Raw genomic sequence first — 18,180 nt, forward strand, 5'->3', positions numbered from 1 at the left:
GCTCATTCCGCTGCCTCCGCAAAACCGACCGACGCCATCGGGCGGAACTCGTGCTTGTCCTTGCCGGAGACGCGCTCCGACCATGGGTCGACCTGGGCGAATTTCTGGCTGAAGACGAAGCGCTCGTAATAGGCCTGGCGCTTGCCGGCATCGTCGAGGATCTGGCGCCTGATCTCGGCCACGCCGACACGCTTGGCCCATTTGTAGATGCGTTCGAGATATCGGCCCTGCTCGCGATACATCTGCGTCAGTGCGACGATGACTTCGAGCGCCTCGTCCTCGTCCCTGACCAGGCCGAGCACCTCGGTGCCCTTGATGTCGAGGCCGGCGGCACCGGCGAAGTGGATCTCGAAGCCGGAGTCCACGCAGATCACGCCGACATCCTTGCAGGTCGCCTCGGCACAGTTGCGCGGGCAACCGGACACCGCCATCTTGAGCTTGGCCGGGGTCCACGAGCCCCACATGAACTTTTCGATGCGGATGCCGAGCCCGGTCGAATCCTGGGTGCCGAAACGGCACCAGTCGGAGCCGACGCAGGTCTTCACCGTGCGAAGCCCCTTGGCATATGCGTGCCCCGAGACGAAGCCGGCCTTGCCGAGATCGGACCACACCGCCGGCAGGTCTTCCTTGCGGATGCCCAGCATGTCGATGCGCTGGCCGCCGGTCACCTTGACCAGCGGTATCTCGAACTTGTCGACGACATCGGCGATGGCGCGCAACTCGCTGGCATTCGTCACCCCGCCCCACATCCGCGGCACCACCGAATAGGTGCCGTCCTTCTGGATGTTGGCGTGCACGCGCTCGTTGATGAAGCGCGACTGGTAGTCGTCGGCATATTCATCCGGCCAGTCGCAGACGAGGTAATAGTTGAGCGCTGGCCGGCACTTGGCACAGCCGCAGGAAGTCTTCCACTGCAGCTCCTGCATCATCTCGGGGATCGTCTTCAGCCCCTTGGCCTTGATCAGCCGGCGCACGTCGTCATGGCCGAGATCGGTGCATGTGCACATCGGCTGCACGGCGGCGGGGTTGTAGCTGTCGCCGAGGGTAAGCGACATCAGCTGCTCGACCAGTCCAGTGCAGGAACCGCACGAGGCCGACGCCTTGGTATGCGCCCGCACGTCGTCGAGCGACGTCAGCCCCTTTTCGGTGATGGTGCCGGTGATCTTGCCCTTGCAGACGCCGTTGCAGCCGCAGATTTCCGCATCATCCGCCAGTGCCGCAACGGCCGCCATAGGGTCCAGCGGCGATCCTCCCTGATAGGCCTGGCCGAAGATCAGCGTCTCGCGCATCTCGGAGATGTCAGTCCGCTTCTTCTTGAGATCGTTGAACCAGGCGCCGTCGCCGGTATCGCCATAGAGCACGGTGCCGATGACACGGTTGTCCCTCAGCACCAGCCGCTTGTAGACGCCGGCAGCGGCGTCGCGAAGCACGATCTCCTCGCGGTCGTCGCCATCGGCGAAATCGCCGAGCGAATAGAGGTCGATGCCGGTGACCTTGAGCTTGGTCGGCGTGTCGGAGTGGACGAAGGCGGCCGCCTCGTCGCCGGCGAGATGGGCGGCAGCGACCCGCGCCATCTCGTAGAGCGGCGCGACGAGCCCGTAGACCTGGCCGCCAACCTCGGCGCACTCGCCGAGCGCCAGGATGTCGGGATCGGAGGTGCGCATGCCCTGGTCGACGACGATGCCGCGATTGGTCTCGATGCCGGCATCCCTGGCGATCGCCGCATTGGGCCGGATGCCGACCGCCATGACGACGAGCGTAGCCGGCACGATGGTGCCGCAGGCCAGTTCCACGCCCTCGACCCTGCCCTTGCCGACGATGGCCTTGGTGTTGGCCTTGGTCATGACCTTGATGCCGCGCGCCTCGACTGCCTTCTGCAGCAGGTAGCCGGCGGCCGGGTCGAGCTGGCGCTCCATCAGCGTCGGCATGACGTGCAGCACGGTCACGTCCATGCCGCGCGCCTGCAGGCCGGCTGCGGCCTCGAGGCCGAGCAGGCCACCGCCGATGACGATCGCCTTGGCCCGCGATTGGGCGGCAAGCAGCATGGCGTTGACGTCGTCGAGGTCGCGGTAGCTCAGCACCCCGGCCATGTCGTTGCCGGGCACAGGGATGACGAACGGCACCGAGCCGGTGGCGATGACCAGCCTGTCATAGGGCTCGGTCACGCCATGATCTGACGTGACGGTCTTGGCCGCGCGGTCGATGGCAACGATCCTGTGGCCCTTGTAGAGCGTGATGCCGTGCTTGATGTACCAGCCGTCGCCGTGGATGATGATCTCTTCATAGCCCTTCTCACCCGACAGGACCGGCGACAGCATGATGCGGTTGTAGTTCACGCGCGGCTCGGCGTTGAAGATGGTGACCTGGTAGCGGCCGGGCGCCGCTTCCAACAGATGCTCCAGCATGCGCCCGGGGGCCATGCCGTTGCCGATGATGACAAGTCTCTCGGTCATAACGGTGTTCCTTGAGGGTATCACTGGGCAGTGAGGGGAAGCGGCTCGCCGGCGCTGTCGCGCGACAGCCTGCGGATCGACAGGTGCATCCAGACGAGCGAGGCGACGACGATGGCGAACAGCAGCATGAAGCAGCTCGACCACAGGCCGGTGAGGTCGTTGAGCGCGCCGAAGGCGATGGGCAGGATGAAGCCGCCAAGGCCGCCGATCATGCCGACGACACCGCCGACGGCGCCGACATTGTCGGGGTAGTAGGCCGGAATGTGCTTGTAGACGGCGGCCTTGCCCAGGCTCATGAAGAAGCCGAGCACGAAGGCGACGACCATGAAGGCTGCCGGCCCGACCTCGAAATGGAACGACATCGGCCCGCTGATGCCGCGCACGACATAGTCGGCCGTCGGCAGCGACAGGATCAGCGTCGCGATGGCCGACATGCCGAAGGTCCAGTACATCACCGTCCGCGCGCCGACCCGGTCGGACAGCACGCCGCCATAGGCGCGGAAGATGCTGGCCGGGATCGAATAGGCGGCGCCGATCATGCCGGCGGTGACGATGTCGAAGCCGTAGACGCCGATCAGGTAGCGCGGCAGCCACAGCGCAAGTGCGACGAAGGCACCGAAGGAGAAGAAGTAATAGAGGCCGAAGCGCCAGACCTGGACGTTGCGGAGCGGCGCGAACTCGCTCCAGAAGCTCCTGGGCTGGGCGCCCTGGATGCGGCGCTGGCGGATGACGGGGTCGTCTTCGCTGCCGAACCAGAAGATGAAGGCCATGAAGCCGAGGCAAGCTGCCCAGATCACCGCCACCTCCTGCCAACCGCCGGCGAGCAGCACGAAGGGCGCGAGGAACTTGGTGATGGCGGCACCGACATTGCCGACGCCGAAGATGCCGAGTGCGGTCCCCTGCCTGCCCGAGGGAAAGAAGCGCGAGACATAGGCGACCCCGACCGCAAACGAACCGCCGGCGAGGCCGACGCCCAGCGCGGCGACCAGCATCTGCGCATAGGTCTGGGCGAAGGCGAGCAGGAAGGTGGCGATGGCCGCAGCCAGCATGGTCGCGGTGTAGACGAGACGCCCGCCGAAACGGTCGGTCCACACGCCGAGCACGATGCGCACCAGCGAGCCGGTCAGGATCGGGGTGCCGATCAGCAACCCGAATTGCGTCTCGGACAGGCCGAGCTCCTGCTTGATGCGCACGCCGATGATCGAAAAGATCGTCCACACGGCAAAGCAGACGGTGAAAGCGAGGGTGGAGATGGCAAGCGCCCTGGCCGGAGCATTGTCCTGGCTCGGCGCGGCTTGGAAGGGTGCGGTCATTGTCGGCTCCGTTGTGCGGCGTGGGAGGCGCCGCGCTGGTCTGGATCGCGAAAACAAAAAAGCTGCCGGCCAGGGTCGCGCGTCCGTACATCCGGGATCGCGGTCGTCTGGTCGGCAGCTTTGCCTGGGGCGCCCGCCACTGGACGCCGATATGTCTGGCCTTTCAGCCTCGTCTATCGCAATGCACAAACCATGCCAGCTCGGCGGGGCTGCGGCAATTCCGTTTACTTTCAGATAGTTATGCACTAACGACGATGCAGACCGTCCAGGTGCCCGGCGCTCAAGGGATGTACAGCCGGCAACGGTCCATGCCTATTTCATGTGCAGTGCACAAAAATTGACGGCAAGTCAGCCGCCGAGAACCCGCTGGGCGGCGATGTAGCCGTCGAGATCGTCGGGATCGAACAGGCCGCCGTCGAAGAAGCCGTCCGGTCCGAGCACGAGGCTGGCTCCAGCCGACCCGACCGGCGTCGGCACGGGCAGCGCGCCCTCGACCTTGGCGTTCGCCCCCGGCAGGGCCGCACCCAGCGGCTTGAGCGCGGCCCGGTAGAGATCGGGCCGGTAGGTTTCGCGGGCAATCGCGGCATTCTCGGGCGAGTGCCCGGCCTGCCCCCAACGCACCATCTGGCTGTAGAACCACAGCGCGTGGCTCTTCCACGGAAAGGTTGCCGCCCTCGCCTGGGGCACGAAGAAGTCCTCGACCACGACGGAACTGTCCGTCGATGTCCCGAGATGCCCCGAAAGCGCCGGCGACATCCAGCCGGCCGGACGCCCGACATAGGCCGCAGCCGACATGATGCCTGCAAGCTCAGTGCGATTGGCTGGCGAGGCGCACCACTGCGCGGCGTGATGGATGGCGCGCAGCAATGCCGCCAGCGCATCGGGATTGGCTTCGGCCCAGCGCGCGTCGGCGCCCAGCACCTTTTCCGGGCTGGAGCGCCAGATCTTGGCCTTCACCGTGACGATGCGGCCATGGCCGAGCATGACGGCGGCGGTATTCCACGGCTCGCCGGCGCAAAAGCCGTCGAGGGCGCCCGAGCCCAGCGCATCGGCCATCAGCGGCGGCGGCAGGATGACGATCTCGATGTCGCGATCGGGATCGATGCCGCAGGCGGCGAGCCAGTAGCGCAGTTCGTAGTTGTGGCCCGAATAAGGGTGCACGACGGCAAAACGCAGCGGTGCCGCACCGGCACGGGCGCGGTCGGCAACGACGCCCCGAAGCGCGTTGCCAGCGGCGCCGGGCGAAAGATCCCCGCTCGCGCCATGCCCGACCATCTCGCGCCACAGCGCATTCGACACGGTGACGGCGTTGCCGCCGAGGCCCAGCGCCATCGGCACGACGGTGGTCGCGGCCAGCGGCGTCAGCCCGAGATTGCAGGCGATAGGCATCGGCCCCAGCATGTGCGCCACCTGGAAATGCCCGACGGCGAGCCGGTCGCGGATGCTGGCCCACGACGTCTCACGCACAAGCGTGAGTTCGATGCCCTCGGCCGCGGCAAAGCCCTTCTCCCTGGCGGCGACCAGCAGCGCGCTGTCGAGCAGTGGCAGGAAACCGGCGGAGATCTCGAAGCGGGCGTCGGTCATGCGTCGTCTCCCAGCAGTCCGGCGGCAGTCACGAGGCTCTGCGCGATCTCCGACAGCTTGCGGTTCTGGTTCATCGCCGCCTTGCGCAGAAGCGCATAAGCCTCCGTCTCGGACATACCGCGCGACTTCATCAGGATGCCCTTGGCCCGGTCGAGCAGCTTGCGGTCCTCGAGCTCGCTGCGCGCCTCCTCCAGTTCCCGCGACAGGCGCGAAAACGCATTGAAGCGGCTCACCGCCATGTCGAGGATCGGCTTGACCCGCTCGCGCTTCAGCCCGTCGACGACATAGGCCGACACACCGGCATCGACCGCCGCCTCGATCGAGGCGCTATCGGAGCGGTCGACGAACATGGCGATCGGCCGCTTCACCGCGCGCGACAGCTGAAACATGTCCTCCAGCATGTCGCGGTTGGGATTTTCCAGGTCGATGACGATGACGTCGGGATTGATCTCGGCGATACGCCGGGCGATGCCGGCAACGTCGTGGACGAGCGTCACATCGTCATGGCCGGCCTCGCGCAGCCCCGCCTCGATAATCGAGGCGCGGATGCGGTTTTCGTCTATCACGAGCACGGCGAGAGGTTTGGCGACCATGCCCTATCTTGCGCGCCTCGGTCGATTGTGCAATGCGGCAATCGACGTCGTGCACGCGTCGGCTGCGGATCTTGCGCCTCAGTGGGCCTGCGACCTCACATAACCGATATAGCCACGGACGTCGGCCGCAGGCTCGGCATAGGCCTGGCCGAGCGCATCCTCCATCGCCGCGACATAGTCCTTCGCCCAGCCCGGCAGCGGATAGTCGATCACCGCCAGGAATTCCAGCGTCGCGGCGAACCGGATGTCGGCGATCGACGGCCTGTCGCCACCGATGAACCTCTTGTCCTTGATGTAGAAGCTGCGGAAGACGTCGAGCGGTTCGGCCAGCGCCTCGACGGCCGCCTTGCGCGCTCTCTCCTTGCTGTCAGGATCGGCATCGCTGAAGCCGACCTCGCCCGGATATTGCGGAAAATTCAGGGCCGGATATGTCGCCCGCGCCAGATACGGATAGAACGTGCCGATCAGGTAGAACATGGCGCTGTCGATCATCGCTCGCTTTTCCGGGCTGCTCGGATAAAGCCCCTCCAGCCCGTGCTTGTTGCTGAGATACTGCATGATCGCGCAGCTCTCCCAGAGCGCGCCGTTCGGAAGCTCCGCCGTCTCGATCATCGGCGTCAGATGCGCGGGGCAAATGGCCAGGTATTCCGGCGACCTGGTCTGGCCGAACACGTCGTTCTCGGCGAAGTCGAGACCGGCGGCACGGACGAACACGCGCGCGGCCATGTTGTTGACGCTGGGCTTGATCACGTTGAGCTTGATGTCGGGCATGTCATCGCTCCCTGCTTGTGTCAGCTCTTGGTGTAGGGATCCTTCGGCGTCCGGTCGGACGAGAGCGTCGCGCGGCTCCTCTCGGCCAGCGCTTCGATGGCGTCGGCCAGGTGGATCTCGGCGATGTTGTAGTCGCCGCGCGCCACCCTCACCTTGTGCGCTTCCATCAGCACGTCGGCGTGCGTATGGCCGTGCGGCGGCTCGAAGCGATAGGAGGCGAGTTCGATCAGCAGGCCGAGCGGATCCTCGAAATAGATCGAATCCATGAAGCCGCGGTCCTTGACCCCGCTATGCCTGATGCCGCGCTCGTCGAGCCGGGCGACGGCCTGGAGGAAGGTCACGCGCGAGACGGCGAAAGCGATGTGGTGGACGCAGCCGATGTCCGTCGGGGTCCGCTCGGGTGCCGGCTTGCGGTTCTCGTCGGTGAAGATGGTGATCAGGCGTCCATCGCCGGGATCGAAATAGAGATGGCTCTCGCTGGCCCTGTCGAGATTGGGCTGTTCGAAGATGAAAGGCATGCCGAGCACGCCCTCCCAGAAATCGATCGACGTCCTCCTGTCGGCGCCGACCAGCGTGATGTGGTGAACGCCTTGAGACTGGAGCTTCCGCATCGCCATCCTCCGTCGACACACGTGCTGGGCGAATAGAGCAAATACCGGTGGACACCGACCGGACACCGCGCTGCCACTTTCGGCCGCGGCACGCGCCGGCACCTGGCGCGGATATTAGATCAAATCCCATCCCTGCGCCAGAAAGCGCCGGCATCTGCGACTGTTTCCGTCGGAACGATGAGAGGGCGGCACTGCCGGCCGGTCGCCTGGGCGCTGGGGCCGTCGGCCGCCACCTCGTCAGTGGCCGCTGCCGCAGCAGCAGTCGCAGCCCGAGCCGTCCTTGCGGCCGATCTCGACGCGCCAGACCTCCGGCCCCTGCTCCAGATATTCCCACGTGAGTTCCGTCGGGAACGCCATTTCGAGCTGGTAATGCAGCGGGCGCGGGTCATGGTCGCTGGTCAGGATCAAGGTCCCGCCGAGCGACAGCCCGTCGACCATGGCGAAAATCCGGGGATGGCGTTCCATCCTGGGGATGGTCCTGACATCGATGACCGGGTTGGTTCCAACTTCGGCATTTGCCATGTCGTTCTGTCCTTCGGCCCGCAACGGAAAATGCCGGGGGAGCGGCCGCCTGCCCCCGGATGCGGCAACCCTAAAGCGACGGGCGAAGACCGAGATTGCCGAAACGCAAACAATTCGGGGAAATGGCCCCAGCTTGGCATTTCGCAAAGAGACCTCGCGCCCGAGGGCCTAGATCGGTCGCAAGTCACAGCGACAGAACTGGAAAAGCCATGCCCCCGACCATCCTGGAGAAATATGGCGAGGCGCGCCTGCCCCGCTACACAAGCTACCCCACCGCGCCGCGCTTCTCGCCGGCCATCGGCACGGGCGCCTATGGCGACTGGCTGCAGCAGCTGGCATGCAACGAACCGGTGTCGCTGTACCTGCACATCCCGTTCTGCCGCTCAATGTGCTGGTACTGCGGCTGCCACACCAGCATAACCAGGCAGGACCGCCCGATCCTCGACTATCTCAACGTCCTGCACGACGAGATCCGCATGGTCGCCCAACGCATCCCGCAGCGCCTGCCGGTTGGCGAGGTGCATTTCGGCGGCGGCACGCCGACCATCGTCTCGCCGGCCGAATTCCTGGCGCTGACAGCCCTGCTGCGCGACCATTACGACTTCTCCGACAGAACCGGCATCGCCGTCGAGATCGACCCGCGGCGGCTGACGGCCGAGATGGCGCTGGCGCTGGGGGCGGCGGGCGTCACCCGCGCCAGCCTTGGCGTCCAGAGCTTCGATCCGGTGGTGCAGAAGGCGATCAACCGCATCCAGACCGAAAAGCAGACGGCGGAGGCCACCGACAACCTGCGCCGCGCCGGCGTCGGCGGCATCAATTTCGACCTGATCTACGGCCTGCCGCACCAGACGGTGCAATCCTGCATCGACACCGCCAATGCTGCCATCGCCATGCTGCCCGATCGCTTCGCAGTGTTCGGCTATGCCCACATCCCTTCGTTCAAGAAGCACCAGCGCATGATCGACGAGGCCGCCCTGCCCGACGGCGCCGCGCGCAATGCCCAAGCGGAAGCTATCGCCGAGACCCTGACCGCCGCCGGCTACAGGCAGATCGGCCTCGACCATTTCGCACTGCCCGGCGACGACCTCGTCAAGGTCCAGGAAGCAGGCAGGCTGCGGCGCAACTTCCAGGGCTACACCACCGACAATTGCGAGACCCTGATCGGCTTCGGCGCATCGGCCATCGGCCGCATGAAGGGCGGTTATGTGCAGAACGAGGTCGCGCCCGGCCTTTATGCCCAGCACATCGCCTCGGGAAAGCTGGCGACCGCCAAGGGCTACCGCCTGACAGCGGAAGACCGGCTGCGGGCCGACATCATCGAACGCCTGATGTGCGATTTCAGCGCCGATGTCGGCGCGATCTGCAAGGCGCACGGCGTCGACCCATCGGCGCTGCTGGCCGGCAATGGCAGGCTGAAGCAACTGGCCAACGACGGCGTGGTGACGATTGCCGACGGCGTGGTCCATGTCAGCCGGGAGCACCGCTTCGTCATCCGTGCGGTCGCCGCAGCCTTCGACGCCTACATCGACCAGTCGGCGCGTACGCACAGCAAGGCGGCTTAGGCCGAGCGTCCCCTGAAAAGGTCGCGTTCCTTCGCGTCCCCCTGTCCTGCCGGACGGAGGGCGCGCGCGACGGAACTCGGCGCCTAACATTTCATCAACAAAAGCAAAAAGGCCCGGCTCTGGCGCGCCGGGCCTTTCGCCATCGCGACCTTGTCCCCCTATCCTGCAAGGCTGCGATAGATGGCGGGAAGGGCTGCCGGCAGCTTCGAGATGTTACCGACCACGGCATAGCCGTTCTGGCCGAACAGCATCGGTATGTAGGACTTCGCCTCGCGGTCGACCGTCACGCCGAAGACGCCAAGGCCGCTGCGCCGCGCCTCCACCACCGCGCGCCGGCTGTCCTCCAGCGCGAAGCGGCCCTCATAGTGGTCGAGGTCGTTGGGCTTGCCGTCGGTCAGCACCAGAAGCAGCTTCTTGCGGTTGGGCTGCCGGGCCAGCTCCGAGCTGGCGTGGCGGACGGCCGCCCCGATCCGGGTGTAGTAGCCCGGCTTCAGCGCGGCGATACGGGCCTCGACCGCAGCGCTCATCGGTTCGTCGAAGGCCTTGACGGTCTCGACGCGCACCCAGTCGCGCCGCCGCGAGGTGAAGGTCAGGATCGAGTGGTTGTCGCCGCAGGCGGCGAGCCCGTTGGCCAGGATCAGCAACGCCTCCTTCTCGACGTCGAGCACCCGGCGGTTGTCGAACCAGGCATCGGTCGAGAGCGACACGTCGACCAGGATGGTGACGGCGAGGTCGTGCGCCTGCGGCCGGCTCATCAGGTGGATGCGGTCGCTGCCCTGGCCGCCGGCGGCAAGGTCGCAACGCCCGCGCACCACCGCATCGAGGTCGAGCTCGGCACCGTCGAACTGGGCGCGCAGCATCTCGCGCCGCGGCCTCAAGACCTCGAACTGGCGGCGCACCCGGCGAATGAGGCGCCGGGTCTCCAGATCCGGCTCCCCGGCTGTCCCGGCTTCCGCGGCAGGCGCCGCCAGCACGCGGCAATGATCGGCAAGATAGCTGCCGCTCCGGAAATCCCATTCGGGATAGGTCAGTTCCGCCGTCAGCGGCGTTCGATCCAGTGCTTCCGGCGGCAGGTCGAGGTCGAAGCGGAAGCGCGAGGCCGGGCGCCCCTTGCGCTCGCCGAGCGTCATGTCGTCGAGGTCTTCGGCGGCCTTGGCATCGTCGTCGCTGTCGTCCGAGGGACGGTCGACATTGACCATCTCGGCCATCGCCAGGATCTTCTCGAAGCGGTTAAGGATGAACGGGCTGCGGTCGTCCTTGCGCCCCTCCTGGTTCTCGCGCACGGCAACCTGGCGCTCGATCTCGACGCCACCGGCATCGCGGCCGCCGGTCACCGGTTCGTCCTCGTCGCGGCGGGGTGCCGTCTCCGGCCGCAGCAGCGCGTCGGGCCACAGGGGGACGGGCAGCATCCGCAGGTACCCCGCCGGAGCGCGGTGCGGAAAGATTGCAGGCAGCGTATCGTCAGGCAGGCCGGCCTGCTGCCTGAGCAGGCTGGTCACGCGCCGCTCGACATGCGCCTCGACCGAGGGCAGCGGTGCACGATGGCGCGCAGAAAGCGTTGCCGCCGCCAGCCGCCGATAGCGGCGGCCGAGCCCCGGAAAGGTTTCCGTCACCCTGGCAACCGTCGCCTCCGCCCTCAGCAAGGCTTCGAGGTCGCGCAGCAGCGGGTCGCTCTCGACGATGGGATCGAGCGGCATCAAGGCCATGTAGGCCGCAAGCCAGATGTAGAGATCGCGGTTGAGCCCCTTGTCGGGAAACAGGTCGATCACCGACGGCAGCATCAGCGACGAGCCGTCGCGCGCCGGCTGGGCGAGCTTCTCCTCCCCGAGGCCCATGCGCTGGCGCCAGCCGAGGCGATGGCCCGATGTCTTGCCGCGCACGGTGGCGATCTGGACCGCACCCTCGCCGCCGAAACCGCGGAAGCAGACCGCCAGCACCGGCTGCACCGCGGCCAGATGCACCGCATGCTCGGGGTGGCGCGGCCAGGTCTGGACATGGCCGATCAGGCGATGCCAGGCGCGGCCGACCGTTTCTTCCAGCTCGAGGAAATCAAGCATGGCCGGCCTCAGCGGATCAGGGAATCGGCAAGCTCGACCAGCGCCGCCTTGACATCGGGCTCGTCGGTCAGCGGCTCGATCATCGCGGCAAGCACGGCTTCGCGCGCCGGCACGCCGGCATCGATGAGCGTGGCACAATAGACGAGCAGGCGGGTCGAAGCGCCCTCCTCCAGGTCGTGGCCCTTGAGCGCGCGGATGCGCCGGGCGAGTTCGACCAGCGGCGCGACCTGGCCTTCGGCCAGCCCGCTTTCCGCCGACACCACCGCGACCTCCTCCGCCTTGGGCAGGAAATCGAACTCGATGGCGACGAAGCGCTGGCGCGTGCTCGGCTTCAGGCTTTTCAGCAGGTTCTGGTAGCCGGGATTGTAGGACACCACGAGCATGAAGCTCGCTGGCGCCATCAGCTCTTCGCCGGTGCGCTCGAGCGGCAGGATGCGGCGGTCGTCGGTCAGGGGATGCAGCACCACGGCAACGTCCTTCCGCGCCTCGACGATCTCGTCGAGATAGCAGATGCCGCCGTCGCGCACGGCGCGCGTCAGCGGCCCGTCGACCCAGACGGTATCGCCACCCATCAGCAGGTAACGGCCGGTGAGATCGGCGGCGGCAAGATCGTCATGGCACGAGACGGTGGACAGCGGCAGGCCGAGCTTCGCCGCCATGTGGCTGACGAAGCGGGTCTTGCCGCATCCGGTGGGGCCCTTGAGCAGCAGCGGCAGCCGCCGCGCCCAGGCGCGCTCGAACAGACTGCATTCATTGCCGGAGGGGCTGTAAAAGGCGGGGCTGTCGGCGGCGGGGCGGACATTCGGCAAGGCAATGGTCATCGGGGGAACTCCGTGGGGAAGCGTCGCAGGTGCGGGATCCGGCCCCGGACGAACCGGGGCCGGAAAACGGTGTCATTCGGCAGGCTGCAGGGCGCGGACCGGCTTCTCGCTGCGCTCACGGCCGGGCACCAGCACGGCCCACATGAACATCAGCGCCGAGATCACCACGATGACGCCGGAGCCGAGGCGCACCCAGTAGAACAGGGCCAGCTGGTCCTGCACGTCCATGAAGCTCTCGCCCAGCACGCGCTGGAGATGCACCTGAACGACACCGGCGAAGGTCAGCGCGAAGGTCATCACCGACATCGCCGTGACCATCATCCAGAAGCTGGTGATGTTGAGCCACTGGTTATAGGGCGCGCGGCCTTTGATCTCGGGAATGGCATAGGCCATCATGGCGAGATTGAGCATCACATAGGCGCCGAAGAAGGCGAGATGCCCGTGCGCCGCCGTCACCTGCGTGCCGTGGGTGTAGTAGTTGACCGACGACAGTGTGTGCAAAAAGCCCCAGACGCCGGCACCGAAGAAGGCCATGACCGAGCAGCCGATGGACCACAGCAGCGCTGCCTTGTTGGGGTGATTGCGGCCGGCCTTCCAGGTCATGTGGAAGGTGAACAGCACCATGGAGAAGAACGGCGCCACTTCGAGCGTCGAAAACAGCGAACCGATCCATTGCCAGTAGCCCGGCGCGCCGATCCAGTAATAGTGGTGGCCGGTGCCGAGGATGCCCGAAAACAGGGCGAGGCCGACGATGACGTAGAGCCACTTCTCCACCACCTCGCGATCGACGCCGTTGAGCTTGATCATCAGGAAGGCGAGCACCGACGCCATGATCAGTTCCCACACGCCCTCGACCCAGAGATGGATGACGTACCACCAGTACATCTTGTCGAGCGCCAGGTTTGACGGATTGTAGAACGAGAACAGGAAGAAGATCGCCAGCGCCCAGAGCCCGAACAGCAGGATGTTGGTGACGGCGGTCTTGCGTCCCTTCAGTGCCGTCATGGTGATGTTGAACAGGAACATCAGCACGACCACGACGATGCCCACCTTGATGACGAAGGGCTGCTCGAGGAACTCGCGGCCCTCGTGGATGCGGAACAGGTAGCCGACCACGGCGATACCGGCCGCGATGAAGAACATCCAGAACTGGAGGATCGCCAGCTTCGGGCTGTAGAGTTCGGTCTCGGTCTCCTCGGGCAGCAGGTAGTAGGTTGCGCCCATGAAGCCCATCAACAGCCAGACCACCAGCGCGTTGGTATGGATCATGCGGATGATGTTGAACGGCAGCAGCTCCGACAGCGTGTTGGGCACGACATAGACGAGGCCGGCGAGCACGCCGAAGGCGACCTGGGCCAAAAACAGGACCAGGGCGCCGTAGAAATAGGTCATCGCGACCTTTTGCGTTTCGTATTTCATGTCTGTCTCCTCAGCCTGCCTCGTTCGGGGGCCACTTCTGGGTGTTGATGCGGCTGGTCCATTCGAGGAAGTCGGCCAGGTCGTTCAGTTCCTCGTCGTTCAGGTTGAACTGCGGCATCTGGCGCCGGCCCTCGATCCCCGACGGCTGCGCCGCCATCCAGGCCTTCAGCGTTTCGCGCGCACCCTCGGGGTCGCTCTCGCCGCCGTAGCGCTTCCAGACATTGCCGAGTTCGGGCGCGAAATAGGCGCCCTCGCCCAAGATGGTGTGGCAGTTTATGCAGGAATTCTTTTCCCAGACGTGCTTGCCGCGCGCGACAGAGTCCGTCAGCGTCGTCTCGTCCGTGGAGGTCGTGCGGATGTAGAAATGGCTGTGGGCCGTCAGCCCGACGAAGATTGCGAAGAAGAAGATCGAACCGCCGTAGAAGACGTTTCGAGCCCCCGTTTTTGTGAGGCGTTCTGCCATCACGTGATCCTTTCCAGTCAGGTGGCCGCGCCAGCGGATCGGCCCGATCGTTTTCCCTCCCGACAGGCACAGCCCGGCGGTCTCCGGTTACCCGGACGGGAACCTTCTATGGGTTTGGGGAAGAGCTTCTTTGCGTTTTGGCAAACAAGTCGCCCGCGGCTCAGCCAACCGCCATCGCAACAGCGATCGTCTTTGCCGCGCCGCCCAGCGCAAGCACCAGGCACCAGCCCAGCAACGCGCGCGACATCGCCGCCTGGCCGCGCAGGCCCATGAAATCCAGGATGACGAGGCGGGCCTTGAGCATGGCGAGGCCGAGAACGAGCGAGGCTCCGGCCGCAGCGCCGCCAAAGCGCACGGCCACAACGCTTGCCCCGGTCAAAGCGAGGAGGAAGAGCCAGGAGCGGGCAAGCCGCCGGAGGGAGCCGTCCGTCATGCCGCTCACGCCAGGTAGACCAGCGGGAACATGACGATCCAGATCAGGTCGAAGACATGCCACAGCGTGGTGATGAGGACGACGTTGGCACGTCCGACGCGCCAGCTGACCAGCAGCAGCACCAGCGCGCCGAAGGCGACGTGCAGCAGGTGGAAACCGGTCAGCAGGAAATAGAGTTCGAAGAACACGCCATAGGCTTCATCGCCGGTATGTCCGATCTCGCCGCGGTATTCGAACAGCTTGATGGCGACGAACAGCAGGCCGAAAAGGGCAGCCACGATGAGCGCGCCCCTGGCCTCGCCGCGTGTCGCCCCGGGCCGTGCCGCGCGCGCCGCCTGCCAGCCGCTGGTCAGCAGCACGGCGGTGTTCAACGCGGCGAGCGGCGCGTTCAGGTGGAGCCGCGCAGCGGCGAACTGGTCCGCCTGCACGACGCCGGCAACCATGAAGGCGACAAGCAGGATGCCGAAGGCGGCGAGTTCGCTCCACACCAGGATCCAGAGCAGGAAATCGCCGGCGTCCGGCGCCTCGTCTTCCTGCGCGCGCGTCGAAACAGTCATGTCCATGCTGCTTCTTAGGCAGGCGGCGGCAAGGCTTCTTTGCGTTTGCGCAAGGTGGCGGGCGCGAAAATCTGCGACATCGCGACATCGGATCAGTCAACGGAGCCCGCGATGAGCAACGCCCAATTCGGCCTTTCGGTCGCCACGCCGATCATCGTCGGCTTCGCGCTGCTGCTCTATCGCATGGGTGTGCTGCAGCGCACGGGGGCAGCTTCCGCGGTGCTCGCCTCGATCGCCATTGCCGCAGTGCTGTTCTTCAACCAGTAGACGTTGCAGCGCCGCGATGAGCGATCCCAATTCGACGGCTGGTTTCACCGAACTGCACAGGCTTTATCGCGCGACGCTGCAGATCTGCGACAGCCTGGAGGCCGTCGCCGATTCCCTTCCTCGTCCCGACCGCAGGCTCTGCCGGCAAATCGCCGCCGAGCTCAAGCCGGCCATCGAAGCCGCAAACAGGCTGGAGGAGGAAATCCTCTTTCCCGCCGCCCTTGGTCGCCTGCCCGCTGCCGGCACCGGGGCGACGATCGACCGGCTGCGACTGGAACATGCGCAGGACAATGCTGCCGCCGACGAAATAGTCCGCATCCTCGTTGGCCTGTCGCGCGGTGGCGGCAAGCGCTCCTGGGATGCGATAGGCTACATGCTGCGCGCCTATTTCCTGGCTGTTCGCCGCCATGTGGCATGCGAGCAGAACCTGCTCGCCGCACTGCGGACGACCTCCTGCCCCGACTGACAGGGCATCCCGCGCGGGACGCTGTCCTGGCCGCCCGGCCAAGCATTGCGGCGCTGTACTGCCGACCCGCCATTTTCCGCAAGAGCAGACCAAGTTGCGGCACTGCAACAATTGTTTGCGCTGCAACAAAGATCACTTGCCGCAAGCCGCCTATCCTCCTGACCGTAATAACAGGCAACGCCAATCACGAAGGAGAACTGAAATGTTGACGCGACGCGAAGCACTCTTGGGTACGGCCACAGGTGCGGCAGCGGCCGCGCTCCTGGGCTCGGTCATCGCAACTCCGGCGCTGGCGCAGGCCAAGGTGGCCGACATCGCCGGCCTGCCGCGGGTCAAGGTCGACCTTGTCGCCCCGCCCTTCGCCCACCCTCACGACCAGATCGCCAAGGGCGGCCCCAAGGTCATCGAATACCGGATGACCATCAAGGAACTGCCTATGGTGATCGACGACGAAGGCACGACGCTCCAGGCGATGACCTATGAAGGCTCCATGCCCGGCCCGTTGATGATCGTCCACGAAGGCGACTATGTCGAACTGACGCTGGTCAATCCCGAGAGCAACGAGATGCCGCACAACATCGACTTCCATGCCGCCACCGGCGCGCTGGGCGGTGGTGCGCTGACCCACGTCAACCCGGGCGAACAGGCGGTGCTGCGCTGGAAGGCGACCCGCACCGGCACCTTCGTCTACCACTGCGCGCCGACCGGCATGATCCCCTGGCACGTCGTCTCCGGCATGAGCGGCGCCGTCATGGTCCTGCCTCGCGACGGGCTGAAGGACGGCGCCGGCAAGCCGCTGAAATACGACCGCATCTTCTACATCGGCGAGCATGACCTCTATGTGCCGCGCGACGAGAACGGCAAGTACAAGAAGTACGAGAGCCTCGGCGACAGCTATGACGAGACGCTCAAGGTGATGCGCGGCCTGATACCGACCCACGTCGTCTTCAACGGCAAGGTCGGTTCGCTCACGGGTGACAACGCGCTGAAGGCCAAGGTCGGCGAAACGGTGCTGTTCGTCCACGCCCAAGCCAACCGCGACAGCCGGCCTCACCTGATCGGCGGCCATGGCGACCATGTCTGGGAAGAAGGCAAGTTCGTCAACGCCCCGGCCAAGGACCTGGAGACCTGGTTCATCCGCGGCGGATCTGCGGGGGCGGCGCTCTACACCTTCCTGCAGCCGGGTGTCTACGCCTACGTCAACCACAACCTGATCGAGGCAGCCGAACTCGGTGCAACCGCCCACGTGATGGTCGAGGGTGAATGGGACGACGACCTGATGAAGCAGGTCCAGGCACCCGGCCCGATCCCGACCAACTGACCGGCGGGCTCCTTTCACTGTCCAACTCGGCCCGCCGGCATGCCTGCGGGCCGTTTTTTTGAAGGATGAAATCGATGAAACCCGGCTTACTCCTGACCACCGCGCTCGTGGTTCCCGCCATCGCGCTGGCCGTTTACCTGACCCGTGATCCGGCCGGGCCGACCGCCCAGCCGGCAATGGCCTCGCCGCAGACGGTTGCCATTGCCCCGGGCCGGCTGGCCTACAGGCTGCCCGGCGAGTTCCAGACCGCCGAGCGCCCGGTCGATGCGCCGGAGGATCGCGTCCGCTTCCGCCGCTCCTTCGACATCATGGCCTATCAGGTCGGCGCCGCCGACTATGCCCTCTGCGTCGCAGATGGAGCATGCGCTCCGGCGGATGGCGCGGTCCAGCGCGCGGCTAACCTGCCCGCGACGGGCGTCAGCTTCCGCGATGCCAACGCCTATGCCCAGTGGCTGTCGGACAAGACGGGAGAAGGCTGGCGGCTGCCGACCGACGAGGAATGGGCTTTCGCCGCGGCCGAGCGTTTCAGCGACCATGGCATCGACCCCGACGGCGGCAGCGACGCCATCGCCCGCTGGCTGGCGCGCTACCGCGGCGAGGCCGAGGCAGCGAAAGGCCGCGACCCCGAGCCCAAGCCGCAGGGACATTTCGGCGCCAATTCCAACGGCCTCCACGATGTCGGCGGCAATGTCTGGGAGTGGACGACGACCTGCTACCGCAGGGTGGCGCTCGACGGGAACGGGCGCGTCGACACCAGCACCGACAATTGCGGCGTGCGCGTCGTCGCCGGCAAGCATCGCGGCTACATGTCGTTCTTCATTCGCGACGGCAAGAGCGGCGGCTGCGCGGCAGGCCTGCCACCCGACAATCTCGGCATCCGCCTCGTCAGGGAGCGCCCGTCGATGCTGTCGGCCTTCAGGGCGCTCTGGCGCGGCGCCACCGGCTAGGCGTTCCAACGGCAAAAGGC

General features: G+C 66.1%; 18 protein-coding genes. 5 read left to right on the forward strand and 13 right to left on the reverse strand.

The features are described from left to right. Positions 1-2: 2 nt before the first annotated feature. The 7 genes from nirB to GGR00_RS12635 all read right to left on the reverse strand — a co-directional run bounded on the left by nirB (position 3) and on the right by GGR00_RS12635 (position 7,847). Positions 3-2,453, reverse strand: a complete 2,451-nt coding sequence (gene nirB, locus GGR00_RS12605; RefSeq protein WP_055969990.1) for a nitrite reductase large subunit NirB — start codon at positions 2,451-2,453, stop codon at positions 3-5. Positions 2,454-2,473: 20 nt separating this feature from the next. After that, positions 2,474-3,766, reverse strand: coding sequence for an MFS transporter (locus GGR00_RS12610; RefSeq protein ID WP_055969993.1), 1,293 nt, complete (start codon positions 3,764-3,766; stop codon positions 2,474-2,476). A 348-nt stretch (positions 3,767-4,114) separates the two neighbouring features. Next, on the reverse strand, positions 4,115-5,350 hold the full coding sequence (locus GGR00_RS12615) for a CmpA/NrtA family ABC transporter substrate-binding protein (protein ID WP_055969996.1): 1,236 nt from the start codon (positions 5,348-5,350) through the stop codon (positions 4,115-4,117). Beyond that, entirely contained in the window at positions 5,347-5,943 is a 597-nt protein-coding gene (locus GGR00_RS12620; RefSeq protein ID WP_055969999.1) for an ANTAR domain-containing response regulator, read from the reverse strand. The genes GGR00_RS12615 and GGR00_RS12620 overlap by 4 nt, the downstream gene beginning before the upstream one ends. 78 nt (positions 5,944-6,021) lie before the next feature. Then, entirely contained in the window at positions 6,022-6,714 is a 693-nt protein-coding gene (locus tag GGR00_RS12625; RefSeq protein ID WP_055970002.1) for a glutathione S-transferase family protein, read from the reverse strand. 20 nt (positions 6,715-6,734) lie between these two features. Continuing rightward, the gene (locus GGR00_RS12630; RefSeq protein WP_055970620.1) at positions 6,735-7,325 is read right to left on the reverse strand and encodes a VOC family protein; all 591 of its coding nucleotides are present in this window, start codon (positions 7,323-7,325) and stop codon (positions 6,735-6,737) included. A gap of 237 nt (positions 7,326-7,562) precedes the next feature. Then, positions 7,563-7,847 (reverse strand): DUF2249 domain-containing protein, encoded by a 285-nt coding sequence (locus tag GGR00_RS12635; protein ID WP_055970005.1) that lies wholly within the window; start codon positions 7,845-7,847, stop codon positions 7,563-7,565. A gap of 209 nt (positions 7,848-8,056) precedes the next feature. Here GGR00_RS12635 and hemN point away from each other — a divergent pair, with 209 nt between their 5' ends. Beyond that, positions 8,057-9,409 (forward strand): oxygen-independent coproporphyrinogen III oxidase, encoded by a 1,353-nt coding sequence (gene hemN, locus GGR00_RS12640; protein ID WP_055970010.1) that lies wholly within the window; start codon positions 8,057-8,059, stop codon positions 9,407-9,409. A 158-nt stretch (positions 9,410-9,567) separates the two neighbouring features. On the opposite strand, the gene GGR00_RS12645 is transcribed toward hemN, so the two are convergent. The 6 genes from GGR00_RS12645 to GGR00_RS12670 form a co-directional block, all read right to left on the reverse strand. Next, positions 9,568-11,466, reverse strand: a complete 1,899-nt coding sequence (locus GGR00_RS12645; protein ID WP_055970013.1) for a nitric oxide reductase activation protein NorD — start codon at positions 11,464-11,466, stop codon at positions 9,568-9,570. An 8-nt stretch (positions 11,467-11,474) separates the two neighbouring features. Next, complete coding sequence (locus GGR00_RS12650) at positions 11,475-12,287, reverse strand: CbbQ/NirQ/NorQ/GpvN family protein (RefSeq protein ID WP_055970017.1); 813 nt, start codon at positions 12,285-12,287, stop codon at positions 11,475-11,477. A 72-nt stretch (positions 12,288-12,359) separates the two neighbouring features. Then, positions 12,360-13,706 (reverse strand): cbb3-type cytochrome c oxidase subunit I, encoded by a 1,347-nt coding sequence (locus GGR00_RS12655; protein ID WP_184699604.1) that lies wholly within the window; start codon positions 13,704-13,706, stop codon positions 12,360-12,362. 10 nt (positions 13,707-13,716) lie between these two features. Further along, entirely contained in the window at positions 13,717-14,169 is a 453-nt protein-coding gene (locus GGR00_RS12660) for a c-type cytochrome (protein ID WP_184699605.1), read from the reverse strand. Positions 14,170-14,329: 160 nt separating this feature from the next. Further along, a complete protein-coding gene (locus GGR00_RS12665) occupies positions 14,330-14,602 on the reverse strand; it encodes a cytochrome C oxidase subunit IV family protein (RefSeq protein WP_055970026.1) in 273 nt (90 codons plus the stop codon). 5 nt (positions 14,603-14,607) lie between these two features. Further along, positions 14,608-15,165 carry a cytochrome c oxidase subunit 3 gene (locus GGR00_RS12670; RefSeq protein ID WP_184699606.1) on the reverse strand — a complete coding sequence of 186 codons (558 nt, stop codon included), beginning with the start codon at positions 15,163-15,165 and terminating at the stop codon, positions 14,608-14,610. Between the two features lie 105 nt (positions 15,166-15,270). On the opposite strand from GGR00_RS12670, the gene GGR00_RS12675 reads away from it, so the two are divergent. The 4 genes from GGR00_RS12675 (at position 15,271) to GGR00_RS12690 (ending at position 18,160) form a co-directional block, all read left to right on the forward strand. Next, the gene (locus GGR00_RS12675; RefSeq protein ID WP_156381067.1) at positions 15,271-15,426 is read left to right on the forward strand and encodes a hypothetical protein; all 156 of its coding nucleotides are present in this window, start codon (positions 15,271-15,273) and stop codon (positions 15,424-15,426) included. 16 nt (positions 15,427-15,442) lie between these two features. After that, positions 15,443-15,892, forward strand: coding sequence for a hemerythrin domain-containing protein (locus tag GGR00_RS12680; protein ID WP_184699607.1), 450 nt, complete (start codon positions 15,443-15,445; stop codon positions 15,890-15,892). 202 nt (positions 15,893-16,094) lie between these two features. Continuing rightward, positions 16,095-17,213: a copper-containing nitrite reductase gene (gene nirK / locus GGR00_RS12685; protein ID WP_184699608.1), complete on the forward strand. Its 1,119-nt coding sequence runs from the start codon at positions 16,095-16,097 to the stop codon at positions 17,211-17,213. 74 nt (positions 17,214-17,287) lie between these two features. After that, positions 17,288-18,160, forward strand: coding sequence for an SUMF1/EgtB/PvdO family nonheme iron enzyme (locus GGR00_RS12690; RefSeq protein ID WP_055970035.1), 873 nt, complete (start codon positions 17,288-17,290; stop codon positions 18,158-18,160). Positions 18,161-18,180 lie beyond the last annotated feature (20 nt).

This window comes from Aminobacter aganoensis (assembly GCF_014206975.1).
GTDB lineage: Bacteria > Pseudomonadota > Alphaproteobacteria > Rhizobiales > Rhizobiaceae > Aminobacter > Aminobacter aganoensis.

Coding starts and splice junctions, on each gene's coding strand:
- GGR00_RS12610 (WP_055969993.1), bottom strand. CDS start 3,766: ATGACCGCACCCTTCCAAGCCGCGCCGAGCCAGGACAATGCTCCGGCC.
- GGR00_RS12690 (WP_055970035.1), top strand. CDS start 17,288: ATGAAACCCGGCTTACTCCTGACCACCGCGCTCGTGGTTCCCGCCATC.
- GGR00_RS12645 (WP_055970013.1), bottom strand. CDS start 11,466: ATGCTTGATTTCCTCGAGCTGGAAGAAACGGTCGGCCGCGCCTGGCAT.
- GGR00_RS12620 (WP_055969999.1), bottom strand. CDS start 5,943: ATGGTCGCCAAACCTCTCGCCGTGCTCGTGATAGACGAAAACCGCATC.
- GGR00_RS12675 (WP_156381067.1), top strand. CDS start 15,271: ATGAGCAACGCCCAATTCGGCCTTTCGGTCGCCACGCCGATCATCGTC.
- GGR00_RS12660 (WP_184699605.1), bottom strand. CDS start 14,169: ATGGCAGAACGCCTCACAAAAACGGGGGCTCGAAACGTCTTCTACGGC.
- nirB (WP_055969990.1), bottom strand. CDS start 2,453: ATGACCGAGAGACTTGTCATCATCGGCAACGGCATGGCCCCCGGGCGC.
- GGR00_RS12665 (WP_055970026.1), bottom strand. CDS start 14,602: ATGACGGACGGCTCCCTCCGGCGGCTTGCCCGCTCCTGGCTCTTCCTC.
- GGR00_RS12635 (WP_055970005.1), bottom strand. CDS start 7,847: ATGGCAAATGCCGAAGTTGGAACCAACCCGGTCATCGATGTCAGGACC.
- GGR00_RS12625 (WP_055970002.1), bottom strand. CDS start 6,714: ATGCCCGACATCAAGCTCAACGTGATCAAGCCCAGCGTCAACAACATG.
- GGR00_RS12615 (WP_055969996.1), bottom strand. CDS start 5,350: ATGACCGACGCCCGCTTCGAGATCTCCGCCGGTTTCCTGCCACTGCTC.
- GGR00_RS12650 (WP_055970017.1), bottom strand. CDS start 12,287: ATGACCATTGCCTTGCCGAATGTCCGCCCCGCCGCCGACAGCCCCGCC.
- GGR00_RS12630 (WP_055970620.1), bottom strand. CDS start 7,325: ATGCGGAAGCTCCAGTCTCAAGGCGTTCACCACATCACGCTGGTCGGC.
- GGR00_RS12655 (WP_184699604.1), bottom strand. CDS start 13,706: ATGAAATACGAAACGCAAAAGGTCGCGATGACCTATTTCTACGGCGCC.
- GGR00_RS12680 (WP_184699607.1), top strand. CDS start 15,443: ATGAGCGATCCCAATTCGACGGCTGGTTTCACCGAACTGCACAGGCTT.
- GGR00_RS12670 (WP_184699606.1), bottom strand. CDS start 15,165: ATGGACATGACTGTTTCGACGCGCGCGCAGGAAGACGAGGCGCCGGAC.
- hemN (WP_055970010.1), top strand. CDS start 8,057: ATGCCCCCGACCATCCTGGAGAAATATGGCGAGGCGCGCCTGCCCCGC.
- nirK (WP_184699608.1), top strand. CDS start 16,095: ATGTTGACGCGACGCGAAGCACTCTTGGGTACGGCCACAGGTGCGGCA.